9 protein-coding genes are annotated in these 12490 nt (G+C 57.2%); 7 read left to right on the forward strand and 2 right to left on the reverse strand.

Features of this window, described 5'->3' with window-relative positions; translation table 11 throughout:
* Window positions 1-466 precede the first annotated feature (466 nt).
* The 5 genes from LJ738_RS06645 to LJ738_RS06665 all read left to right on the forward strand — a co-directional run bounded on the left by LJ738_RS06645 (window position 467) and on the right by LJ738_RS06665 (window position 7932).
* On the forward strand, window positions 467-1726 hold the full coding sequence (locus LJ738_RS06645; RefSeq protein WP_227785526.1) for a site-specific integrase: 1260 nt from the start codon (window positions 467-469) through the stop codon (window positions 1724-1726).
* A 175-nt stretch (window positions 1727-1901) separates the two neighbouring features.
* Window positions 1902-2207, forward strand: a complete 306-nt coding sequence (locus tag LJ738_RS06650) for a helix-turn-helix domain-containing protein (protein ID WP_227785527.1) — start codon at window positions 1902-1904, stop codon at window positions 2205-2207.
* Between the two features lie 304 nt (window positions 2208-2511).
* Window positions 2512-2823, forward strand: a complete 312-nt coding sequence (locus tag LJ738_RS06655; RefSeq protein WP_227785528.1) for a hypothetical protein — start codon at window positions 2512-2514, stop codon at window positions 2821-2823.
* 198 nt (window positions 2824-3021) lie between these two features.
* Window positions 3022-4020 carry a hypothetical protein gene (locus LJ738_RS06660; protein WP_227785529.1) on the forward strand — a complete coding sequence of 333 codons (999 nt, stop codon included), beginning with the start codon at window positions 3022-3024 and terminating at the stop codon, window positions 4018-4020.
* Window positions 4021-4485: 465 nt separating this feature from the next.
* Window positions 4486-7932, forward strand: coding sequence for a class I SAM-dependent DNA methyltransferase (locus LJ738_RS06665; RefSeq protein WP_227785530.1), 3447 nt, complete (start codon window positions 4486-4488; stop codon window positions 7930-7932).
* A gap of 111 nt (window positions 7933-8043) precedes the next feature.
* On the opposite strand, the gene LJ738_RS06670 is transcribed toward LJ738_RS06665, so the two are convergent.
* Together LJ738_RS06670 and LJ738_RS06675 are read right to left on the reverse strand one after the other, a co-directional pair.
* Window positions 8044-8895 (reverse strand): DUF3037 domain-containing protein, encoded by an 852-nt coding sequence (locus LJ738_RS06670; RefSeq protein ID WP_227785531.1) that lies wholly within the window; start codon window positions 8893-8895, stop codon window positions 8044-8046.
* A complete protein-coding gene (locus LJ738_RS06675) occupies window positions 8892-9683 on the reverse strand; it encodes a HipA family kinase (RefSeq protein ID WP_227785532.1) in 792 nt (263 codons plus the stop codon). The genes LJ738_RS06670 and LJ738_RS06675 overlap by 4 nt, the downstream gene beginning before the upstream one ends.
* A 438-nt stretch (window positions 9684-10121) precedes the next feature.
* On the opposite strand from LJ738_RS06675, the gene LJ738_RS06680 reads away from it, so the two are divergent.
* On the forward strand, window positions 10122-11375 hold the full coding sequence (locus LJ738_RS06680) for a site-specific integrase (protein WP_227785533.1): 1254 nt from the start codon (window positions 10122-10124) through the stop codon (window positions 11373-11375).
* A 47-nt stretch (window positions 11376-11422) separates the two neighbouring features.
* Window positions 11423-12409 (forward strand): hypothetical protein, encoded by a 987-nt coding sequence (locus LJ738_RS06685; protein WP_227785534.1) that lies wholly within the window; start codon window positions 11423-11425, stop codon window positions 12407-12409.
* The last annotated feature ends 81 nt before the right edge of the window (window positions 12410-12490 follow it).

Genomic DNA, 12490 nt, shown 5'->3' on the forward strand with positions numbered 1-12490 from the left:
TGCGAGACCAGCAGCGCCGAAGCAACGCTCTATTTATCCAGCATTCGACACCTTATCCGTAAATTTTAACAGGCTCTAATTGTCCCGTAAAACGAAGCAGCAACACCCCGCTGGTCAGCCCGCTTGGCATGAAGAAGTCGATGTTGCGAATGAACCGCTTGAACGATTCCAAGCAAACCCTTTCTAAGCCACCTAAAACCCTCGGGTCCCCTCACGGGTCCCCCGGAAAACCAAAAGGCCCTTCACGCTAGCATGAAGGGCCTTTTTGGTGGTCGTGTAAGGACTACCGAAGGTTGTATGTCGTCTGCCTTAACTATGGTTGAAATGTGCCTTTAATGGCAATTATCGCATTTTATTGTTAGGTAGTGATAGGCTATGACCAGTTATGTTCAGAAGTTTTGTCCCGTGAAGTGTCCCGTGATGGTACAACTTGCTAACTTCGTCCCCTCAACTTCACAAGCAAAAAATGCTGCGCACGAAATACTATCTCACCGACGCCAAGGCTTCCGGCCCGACAGCTCTGTATGCCGCCTGCTACCTGGAGGGGGAGCGCAAAAAAATCTACCTGCCTGTGCTCACGGTGCAGCCTGCGCAATGGGATAAGGACGCGCAGAAGTATCGCCGCAATTTCACGGGGTTCTCGGACGCCAACCACCTGCTGAAACGGCTCACGGAGGCACTGGAGGAGGCTCACCTGCAAATCATCGCCAAGGGCAAAGTAACCACCCTTGCCGACCTGAAGGCCGTGGCGGCTCGCGTCACAGCTGGTAAGCAAGAGGCCCCCGCTGCTGGCCTGTGGGAGGCGATGGACAATTGGATTGAGTCCAGTAAACGGGACCGGGCCACTTCCACTATCAAAGCCTATAACACATTGAGGCAGCACCTCCTCACTTTCTCAAAACTGCGCCGGCTGCGACTAGAGTTTGCCAGCCTGGACGTGGCTTTCTGCGAGGCGTTTAAAACCTACTTGCTGAAAAACGTGGGCCTAGGCAACTCGTCTATCAATAACCAAGTGAAAAATCTGAAGGTGTTTCTGGGGCAAACCTTCGAGCAGGGCGTGCACGAATACGTGCATTTCAAACGGTTCCGCAAGCTAGAAGATGAAGCCCCTGATGTGGTCTACCTCACCGCTGCTGAGAAAGGCCGTTTGTTCGCCCTTCAGCTCGACCACATTCCGTACCTGGAGCAAACGCGCGACGTGTTCCTGTTCGAGTGCGAAACCGGGCTGCGGTTCTCGGACGTGTTGGCGCTCAAGGCCGAGCAGGTAACCAAGGATTATGTTCTAGTGACGACCCAAAAAACCGCCGACCTGCTGAAGGTGCCTCTGTCGCCACTGGCTCAAATGATTCTTGCCCGATACGCGGGCCGAGCCGATGGCCGCGCATTGCCCGTCAAAAGCAACCAGAAAACCAACGCCCACCTCAAAACCTTGGCTAAGCTGGCACGCATCGACGCGCCTACCACGACCCGGCAGCGAAAAGGCAGCGAGCGGGTTGCTACTACCTGCCCCAAATACGACTTAGTCGCAACTCACACAGCCCGGCGCACCTTCATTACCTTGGCGTTGGAGGGCGGGATGCGCCCCGAAACAGTGATGCGAATCACGGGCCACAAGGACTTCAAGATGCTGCACCGATACGTCAAAATCACCGACGCCGTGGTGCAAGATGAGTTTGCGCAGTACCTGGAGCGACAAGCTAAGCCCATTATGCGGGTGGCAGGGTAGGGGCGCCCTGCGCCTCAACCTGAATCCTATTCAAGGAGGTGAAAGGCAATGAGGGTAAAGATTAGGGAGGGCTGAAATTTCTTTTTTTATCAAGAAAACCGCTGCTTACTGGCTGATAATTTTGATTAATCAAAGCCGCGAAAAGCTCGTGGTAGTTTTCACCCTAACCCCTTTAATGCCCTTTACCCCCAACCTTGCCATCGTAGCAGACTCGCCGGAATCGTTCCGGGACCTGCTGCGCTCCATTGTAGCGGAGTTGTTTCCCGCTAACACAACTGCCTCACCGGCTGCCCCCGACGGGCTAATGTCGAAGGAGGAAGTTTGCCGAGAGTTCGGTATTTCCTCCACCACCCTTACCGAATGGATGAAAAAGGGACTCATTCCCTTCCTGCGCTACGACCGGCGCGTCTACTTCGAGCGGGCCGCCATCTTGGAGGCAGGTCGCACCCATACTAAGTACAAGCACTCCAAAGGCAAGTAACATGGGGACCCCAAACCACCTCCGCACCGCCCGTAAACCCGCACGCCTCGGGCCCGCCCCAGTCCTTCGCTCAGCGCGCTCCGCCTCTTCTAAGGCCCGTCCCCTAGCCGTATTGTTATACGAGAATTGGAGCAGCTCATACTCCCGCAGCTTCAAGCACCTAGGTATCAAATTCAACCTCACGGTGGCGTGTCTACCGACCGCAACCAGCATACGAGCCCATCAAACCCTGCATTTGTGCACGCCGCAGCGGCGGTATGATGGCCAGTGTGAGCACATGTTGCAGAGCCCGGACGTGGCGGGCATGAAAGATTTTCTTACGGGTCTCCGCGATGTACCAGCACCGGCAGAGCTTCCCGCCGGAGTCCGGCTCTTCGTAGGCGACTATAATGCCAGCCGCCATGCCAAAGGAGCGGCTCCAACCGCTGTGGTGCTGGAGGGCCAGCCTAAAGGCAACCGCCCTGGCTGGATGCTCGTCGTGGTGGTGGACAAGCCCTACCGCCGCCGAGGTGCTGGCGTCAACGCAGAAACAGCTAAGGTCACCGCCCTAGCCGTGGTGCCTCACTTACCGAAATGGCTTGAAAAGCTTCCCCTGGAGGAGCTACAGCCTGCCTAACCATCCTAACCCGCGCCGTCTTACTCGCCAGTTTCGCGCCACAACCATCAAACGCCAGCCCCCTGTGGGTTGGCGTTTCGGTAGTGTGCGGGGCCGGTCGGGCTCGTGCGGCCTTTCCCACCACCATAACGACGGGATGAACCCGCTGACGTGTACGACGACCTGCACCTACGATTTGAATTACCAGCGCCCTATGCCGTGACAGAACAGGCCCTGGCCGATTCCCTTGCCTTTGCTCATCGCACCCAGGAGGAAGGTGACGATGGCCGCCTACTGATTCGGGCAAAATACAAGAATCTCCGCATCACATACTGGCCCGACCAGCACCGGGGGCTCATTCGAGGCTCGCTGCACAGGTTCGCCCACGGCTCCAATGGCTCCCACTTCCCGGCTGCTGACGTGGCCCGTGCCTGCGCCGAGCTGGCCGCTGCCCTGGCCTTGCCGCCCGCAGCCTTAGTTGTGAGCCGGCTGGAGGTGGGCGTGAACCTGGAGGTGCCCACGCCACCGCGCAAATTCATGGAATTGCTCGACCACCACAAACGCAGCCCTTTTGCCGCAATGGCGCCACCCGCAGGCGTTAGCCGCCCGCTGGGGTACGTTGCGGGGCACGCGGATTACAAGGTAAAGGTGTACGACAAAGCCGCCCACCTCGCCCAGCAGAAAAAACCATTGCCCAAAGGTCATCACCTGCTGCGCTACGAGGTGGCGTTCACCCGGGCCCGCGAGGCGCTCAAAATCACGGGGCGCACGCAGCTCACCTTGGCAGATTTGCCCGACTCGGGCGTAATGGGAGCCTTTGCAGTTCATTTACAAAAGCAGTGGGGCCTCATCGCCCGTCGCATGGATTTTGACTATGCTGGCCTCAGCATGGCCGATGCCGAGCTGCTACGGGCCGGAGCAGATACGAAATTTTGGGAAGGCACCCGCGACACAACACCGCCCTCCACTTACAAGAAGCACAAAGCCCGCTACCGCAAGCTCCAGCAGCAGGCGGCCCACCGCGCCGGGCCTCACCCTTACGACCTGCTGCTGCCGAAGCAACTGGAGACGCTGCTGCAACTGAGCAACCCGGGCTGCGCTAGGCCCGAATCTGGTCCCTTCCTCCACGCATGTAATCAATTGGAAAATAGAGCTCAGAACAACGAGCAACCCGGGGTAATGTCTATGCCCACCGTGCCGATGCTCATGGCCGCCTAGGGCAACGTGAGCGGAGAGAGGCACGGGTATTCCTGGGCGATGAAGGCAAAAACTAGTTGTAAAGCAGTCGCCTGGGCGGTGCAAATCCTACGCAATGACGAACGCCCTGACATTTCCTGAGCGTGTTATTTGTCGCCGTTAGGGGCTGGGTATCAGTAGCTGTCAGCAGCAGGGTGGGTTTCTATTTCGTTGGGTTTTACCACACACGCAGCGGGGCTAAGGGCCTGTGCCGCGGGTGAAGAAGACTCATCCATAGCGACCCCACCCGGTTGAGCATTTGCGTTTCAATTAAAACCCAATACCCCCGGCCGTTGAATAACTAGCCCGGGCCCCTAAGCATCTCAACCCTGTGAAAAAACGGCGGGATGCGCGCCGTACAGGAAAAGCCCAACATTCGGCCTATCTTTTGGCCCGTTTTCTCTCCAGCGCGAGGGAGAACGGGCCATTAGCTTCTACCCCGATTTCGTGACCTACCCTGAATTTGAAGCCCGCTGGAAAAAATCCGGCGGGGCCGAGCGTGCCAACTACGGCCTTTTCCTCGTTAACCTCTGCTCCTTGCTTGGCGTGCCCCCACCCAACGGGACCACTGACAACCCCGCTCAAGATACCTACGTGCTGGAGCGGGCGGTGACTTTCAACGATGGGGGAGTGAAAAAGAGCACGGGCCGTATCGACCTCTATAAACGCGGGTGCTTCGTGCTTGAAACTAAGCAGGGAACCGACTCACCCGACACCGCCAAACAAGCCGAACTCGCCCAACTCGACTTACCCGCTGAGAAACGTCGCAAGGGCCATGCCGTGCGCGGCACCGCGAAGTGGGGCTTGATGATGGAGGCCGCCCGCCAGCAGGCCATTGGCTACGTGAAAGCACTGCCGCCCGAGGAGCCGCGCCCGCTGTTCGTGGTGGTGGTCGATGTAGGCTACAGCATCGACCTCTACAGCAACTTTGCCGGGGTGGGAGACTCCTTCCAGCCGTTCCCCGACCAGCAGCGGTTCCGGTTGCCGCTGACCGCGTTGGCGAACGAGGACACCCGGGCCATGCTCCAGTTGCTCTTTACCGACCCCCGCGAACTGGACCCCAGCCGACGCGCGGCCCAGGTAACGCGCAAGCTCGCCGCCCAGCTCGCCGCCCTTTCGGCTCAACTGGAGCAGGCCGGCCATGCCTCCGAGGTGGTGGCCGCCTTCCTAATGCGCTGCTTGTTCACCATGTTCGCCGAGGACGTGGCGCTGATACCGAAAGAGTCTTTCTCGGGCTTGCTGAAGCAGTACGACACTGACGCCCTGCGCCCGCGCCTGGCCGACGCCTTGACCAACCTGTGGGCCACGATGGACACCGGCGGGTTCACACTCAGCCTAGCCGCCGACATTCCCAAGTTTAACGGCCAGCTCTTCCACGGGGCCACGGCCCTACCGTTGTCGGTGCCGCAACTCACGTTGCTGCGCGAGGCTGCTGCTGCCAATTGGGCCAACGTAGAGCCCGCCATCTTCGGCACCCTGCTGGAGCGCGCCCTAAATCCTAAGGAGCGCCACCGTCTGGGCGCCCACTACACCCCGCGCCGCTATGTGGAGCGCCTGGTACTGCCCACGGTGATGGACCCGCTGCGCCGCGAGTGGGCTGCCGCTCAGGCTGCCAGCGCACAGCGCCAGAACGCGGGCAACGACAAAGACGCACGCGCCGAGCTGGTGAAGTTTCAGCGCCGCCTCACGTCCCTGCGCATCCTGGACCCGGCGTGTGGCTCCGGTAATTTCTTATACGTTACCCTGGAGCACCTGAAACGCCTTGAAGGGGAGGTATTGGCCGCCATCAATGCCTTCGGGCACACCGGCTTGCTGGACTTGGCTGGCACCACCACTGTGGGCCCGCGCCAACTGCTGGGGTTGGAACTGAACCCCCGCGCCGCTGCCATTGCCGACGTAGTGCTGCGCATCGGCTACTTGCAATGGCACATCCGCACCCACGGCCTCACCCACATGCCATCGCCTTTGCTCACTGATGACCACAACATCCGGCAGCAGGACGCCGCCCTGCACCACGGCCCCCCCGTCCCACGCCTTGATGCCCTCGGCCAGCCCGTGACCCGCTGGGACGGCACTTACCGCCCGAATCCCGCGACAGGACAGCCTATGCCCGACGAAACCGCCCGAGTCGCGGTGCTGGACTATCCTAACCCAGAACCTGCCGAGTGGCCAGCCGCTGACTTTATTGTGGGCAATCCTCCATTTATTGGCGCAAGCCGACTTCTGGACGTGCTGGGTGAAGGCTACGCTGAGGCTCTTCGTAAAGCCTACAAAGGACAGGTGCCAGATTCGGCTGACTTCGTGATGTATTGGTGGCACAACGCCGCCCAGGCCGTGCAAGCTGGCGCGACGGAGCGGTTCGGTTTTATCACCACCAACAGCCTCAAGCAGACTTTTAACCGGCGGGTGCTACAGCCATTCTTGGAGGGTGACAAGCCCCCGCTGGCACTCACCTTCGCCATTCCTGACCACCCTTGGATAGACAGCGGCGAGGGCGCTGCCGTGCGCATTGCCATCACCGTGGCCGAGCCCGCTGGGCCGGCTCCCGGCCGCCTCCTCACCGTACAAACCGAAACAGTACCCGAAGGCGACGACGCGGCCGATGTGGTGTTTTTAGAGCAGCAGGGCCGCATCTTGCCGGACTTGAGCATTGGGGCGGACTTGGATACCTCCCGGCCGCTAAAGGCCAATGCAGGGCTTTCTAATCGCGGTTTTGAATTAGGTGGTGCTGGCTTTATTGTTTCCCCTGAAACGGCTCGCTCTTTAGGTCTTGGTGAAGTAATAGGTTTAGACATGCACATTCGTCCTTATCGAAACGGTCGGGATTTGACTGACAAGCCCCGTAAAGTATTAGTTATCGACTTGTTTGGGCTGTCTGACAACGAGGCACTAGAGCGGTTTCCTTCTGTTTACCAGCATGTTTTACAAACTGTAAAACCAGAACGTGACCAAAACCGAGATAGAATTTTACGTGAGAATTGGTGGCTTCATAGGCGGCTTCGTGAGGACTTGCGCCAATCACTCAATGGATTGTCCCGGTACATTGCCACGGTAGAAACCGCCAAACACCGCCTTTTCCAATTTCTCGATGCTAACATTATTCCCGACAATAAACTGATAGTTTTTGCCTTGGATGATGCCTACCACTTGGGGGTACTATCGAGCCACATTCATCACATTTGGGCAGTCGGCACGGGCAGCACTTTAGAAAGCCGCCCGGTTTACGTCAAGACCAAGGGGTTTGAGCCATTTCCGTTCCCCAATGCTACGCCCGTTCAACAAGCCCGCATCCGCAAGCTGGCTGAAACCATCGACACGTGCCGCAAACGCCAACAAGCAGAGTACCCCAGCCTCACCCTCACCAAACTGTACAACGTAGTGGAGCAACTCCGCGCTGGCCAACTCCTGACCCCAGAGGAGCAGACCATTAATCAGCAAGGCTTCGCCTCAGTACTATTAGACCTACACAAATCTCTCGACGCGGCCGTGGCTGAAGCCTATGGCTGGCCCGTTTCATTATCCGAGCCTGAGGTGCTTACGTTGCTGGTGCAATTGAATCAAATACGGGGCACTGAGGAGGCGAACGGCCTCGTACGCCACTTGCGCCCAGCCTACCAAGACCAAGGCCAACAGCAGGCCGCTATGAAGCTCGCCACAGCGGCCATAGCTGAAGCAGCAACCCCAGCCTCTGCCCAGGCGTGGCCCGCCGAACTCGTGCGCCAAATGCAAGCCGTACGCGAAGTAGTGGCCCAGGCTACCGTACCGCTCACCTCCAAGCAAGTGGCCGCTCAGTTCATCAAAACCCGCCCCGCCCAGGTGCAGCCAATGCTGGATACCCTCGCTGGCCTCTCGCTGCTGCGCTGGGTAGAAACGGAAAATGCCTATGCAGCTTAGGAAATAGGGAGGAGCAATTCCTGAGAGTATAAAATCGCCTCACGCTAACAAAAAGAAACCCTGGTGCCTATTGCGCCAGGGCTTCTTTTTATGTTTTAACGGTAGTACAACCTATTGCAAAGTGCCTTCTATTAAATAGTGTGCAGCTTGCTCAGAGTATTCAACTAATTCCTGCCCTTCTGTAATGATGCGTTTTGGCGCAGACGTATCATTTAAGATGTTCAATGCTTTCTCATACTCGCCATAAAGCTCACGGCGACTAGGCGGAGCAACCAACAAATCAAATCGGTAATTATCTATCTCGGGAACTTTGCCTACCAAGTCAAGCCAACCATGACAATACACCGATTTTCGATTGATTTCCGTTGGGTTAACCAAATCAAAGCTAATAGCTTTTACATAGTTAAATGTGCCATTTTGCCAAGCAGCATCAAATTTCACGCTAGTCTTAGAATTTGGAACTTCTACATCTCGGAGCACAAGTTTCGCGGCAGCAGGGGCAGCCTGAGCCAAAAGCTGATTGAATTGACGACGTAAAAAGTCGTCGTCCTTATGTCGAGGACGTTCCTGTACAGCTCTGAAGAACGTGTCGTAATACTGCTGAGCAACCTCCACTGTATCCGAGGTATGAGCCAAAGCCTTTTTAGGAGGCCCAAACTGTAGTACGGTGGCGTCAACGGCGAGTAATTCGCGAGTGATGAATGTAGTGAACTGCTCTAAAGAAGGTACGGGTTTCAGTACAGAATTTTCCTGCGTTACTCTCTTCCTGAACGCTGTGAGGTATACTTTTAATTGACGCTCAGAAAAGTCTGGGTACAACTGGCGTATCCGACGAAAAGAATCAGGGAAACGAAATTCCATCCGCTCCTGCTCTGGGAAATAGAGCAGAATAGCTACGTTCACTTCTTCCCCCAGAAAGGGCGAGTGTACATACTTAAGCAAGCTGAAATAAATCGTTTTCACTGTAATGTTTTCCTCAATAATGCCTCAAATTTGCCGTACTGAGCTTTCTGCTGGCAAAGGTATTCTAATAACTCCTCAAACCGGCGGTGACCTAAGCCAAGCTCTTCAAGTTGGCGCTGATAAGGTTCAAGCAGATTAGGATTTAGCCGTCGTAGCAGTTGCCCAAAAGTTAGAAAGGATTGCTGAACCTTATCCGGACTTCTGTTACGTAGTTGCCGATAGAACAGATGACCTGCGCAATAGTGTTCCCAACGTTCTTCCCTAAGTTGAATGAGTGCGCCGGGTACGCCTTCAAGGGTCATTTCGTGGTCAATCAAATAAGCCTCCGCACCAAGCAGAAGAATGTTTGGTTTATCGGGACGCCGGTCAACATTAAGAATTAGGCTGTCGAAAGCGTAAATCGTTTCTTGGTCGTAATCGGCTAAAGCCTTTGCGCCTAAAGCTGGTGAGAAAGGAAAGCCACCTTCTATAAAGGTACTGCCTATCTTAAGGCCAGGCGGTACGGTGCGCAGTTGTTCTTGTTGTGGTTCTTGAAGTGTCTCAAGAAACTCGGGGGAGAAGTCAATCAATACAGCACTGGGGCACTGTAAATCGAACTCTTCAGCTAAAACAGCGCCGAATACTTCATTGGCAATAGCTGCATACTGCCGGAAGTGATACTCCCGAAATAACTTAACGGCAACCTTTTCTGATTTGCCAGCAGGGCTAACTGCGAGTATTGCCCAGGGGCGGGTGCTACCACCTGATAACTCCTCAATGAATGACAGTGCTTGATAAATGGGTAGCAACCGGAGTAGAGCTAAGTGCTAGGGTAGGGCTAAAAGTAGCTGTAATAACCGGGGTAGGTAAATAATGCTCAACTATTGGAGCCAGGATTGAAAGATGCATGATGGTTCGAAGAACCGTTTCATAGTAGCAAACACTAAGCATTAGCGTAGTAATGTCCCGTGAGCCGTCCTGTAAAAATAAATAGGCCCTACAACTTGCTAGTTATTAGCTTGTTGCAGGGCCTACTGGTGGTCGTGTAAGGACTAAAGCACCCCGACTCATCCCGACCCTACAAGTCCTAAAACCCTCTCAGATTCGCTGAATAGGCCTTTCCCAAATTTCCAACGTCGGTTGGTGTCCGATTGAATCGGTTAATAAAGCCCAAACTGTCCGATTTTCTGTCCGATATCGGACGGCCTTTTGTACATTTAGAGTAGTAACAAAAACCCCTCTAAGGCATGGCTAAGGTAACTTTTTTGCTCTATAACCCGGCCGCCGACAAGCCCACGCCCATCATTGCATCCATCACTTTTGATGGCCAGCGCCACAAAGTGTACGTTGGTATTTCCATCATTCCGCAGCACTGGAATAAGGAAGACCAGAAGGCGCTGACCCGGGGCTACTCGCACACCAACAACAGCAGCGTTAATGACACTTTAGAGGATACTAAAACGCGGCTGCTCAAGTGCTACGACGACCACCGCGCCGTGGGCACCCTGCCCACACTGGCTACCTTGAAGACCGTGGCCGCACCCGTGAAAAGTGCGTCGGAGCCGGAGCATGCTCCCGACAGCAACAACACTGAGACAACCACTGCCCGGCCCGACCTGCTTACCACCTTCTCCAACTGGATAGAGAACCGCGGCCTCACCCAAAGCCCCAATACCGTTCGCACGTACCGCACCTGTCTCCGGCACCTGCGCGACATGCAACGCGTCGAGCGCTACGCTATCGACTTCGACACCGTGGGCCACGGCTTCGGCGAGAAGTTTGCCCGCTACCTGCTCACAAAGCGCAACCTGATTGACAGCGTTATCAACAAAAACCTGTTTCGCGTCAAGCACTTTTTGGTGTGGGCCCAGGAAAACGGCTACCCCGTTGTCGTCGAGCCCAAGCAGTTCCGCTGGCAGCACCAGGAGCCGGAAATTCTAACCCTGACCCGCGCCGAGGTGCAGCGTCTTGCCGACCTCGACCTAGCCAGTCACCCGGCCCTCGACAACGCCCGCGCCCTGTTTCTGATTGGGGTGTACACCGGCCTGCGCTTCTCCGACGTGGCCGCGTTGAAACCCGAGCACATCCAGGCCGACCGCATCCGGCTTACCACCCAGAAAACCCGCACCACGCTCACCGTTCCGGTGCGGGCCGAAGCCCAGCCGCTGCTGGCCCGCGTCATTGCCGGCTCCCTGCGCCCCATCGCCAACCAGAAGCTAAACGGCCACCTTAAAGAACTGGCGCAGCTGGCCCGCATTGAGGCCCCCACCGAGCGCGTCCGCTACGCCGGTGGCCAACGCCGCGCCACTACCTCCCCCAAGTACGAGTTTGTAACCACGCACACTGCCCGCCGCACTTTCGTCACCCTGGCCCTGGAGGCAGGCGTGCGCCCCGAGGTAGTCATGCGCATCACCGGTCACAAAAGCCTCGCCGCGTTCCGCCGCTACGTCAACGTCACCGAGGACACCATGCTTGATGAGTTTTCCCGCGCCTTCGCCTAGCGCTACTTCCTCCCTTCTACCATCCTGAGCCGGCCCCTGCGCCCGACATGCGCCAATACTCCCTTCCCTCCGACGCCCTGCCCGCCGAAGCCGGTGAAGCCTACGAAAGCCTCCTGCACGCGCTGAGCGACTGGCTCAGCGCGCCCGCCCCGTTCGCTTCCACCAACCTGGCCGACTACTTCGAAGAGCACCTGGCCAGCTTCGACGCCCCCGAAGGACGCATCCGCTACCTGTGCCGGCTCACCCTGCAGGGCGGCATCAATGGCGAGGCCTACCCCGAAGCCGCCATGGAGCTGGTCGAGCTGCAATCCGAATTCCGCGCCTTTCCGGACTACACCGATACCGACCTGGACCTGTATTTCGACGAGTACTACTTCTCCTGGCTGGCCGTCCGGCTCACCGAAGCGCTGTGCGAATACACCGGCCGGGCCCGCCTCCGCGGCGCCCGCGCCAGCCTGCGGGCCGAGTGGGAAGCCCTGCCCCTCGCCCGCCTGCAGTACCGTCCCCACGACGCCAACACCGTCCAGTTGCTGCGCTTCCTGTTTGTCGTGCTGGTGCCCTTTGCTCAAAACAGCCGCACCCGCAGCGTTAGGAGCGTAGCCGAAGAAGTCGTGCAGGAAGCCCGAGCCGCCGCAACCAAGCCACAGCGCCCCGCTCCGGTGCCCCTCTCTTCCAACGTGGCTACGCTCTGCTCGGGCAGCTTCAAACCCGCCGACCTACGCGACCTGCTCACGTCATTAGGCGTGCTCGATACCAATACGGGCCACTGGCACCTCGGCGAGCTCAAAGGCAAAGCCGCCGCACCCCTTAGCGCCTTTCCCGCTGCCTACCGGGCTCTTTTCGAAGCCAAGCTCATGCTCTTTGCCGACGCTCCCGTGTACCGCAAGGCCTTCGAGGAAGAGTTCCGCGTCAAATTCAGCGACCGCCTCGCCACCTTCAAAGACGGCAGCGGCAGCGCCCGCTTCCAAGATTACCTGGTCGAAGCCCGCCGCTGGATTACGCTCTGGAAAGCCCAGCGCCAATCCGAGAAATAATTCTCGTCGTGCTAGTCCATATTCTTGCCGGTAATCTGCGCTAGCTTCGCCTTTCCTTGCCAAGGGCTACCCTTCCTCAAA

This window comes from Hymenobacter plasmatis (genome assembly GCF_020711255.1).
GTDB lineage: Bacteria > Bacteroidota > Bacteroidia > Cytophagales > Hymenobacteraceae > Hymenobacter.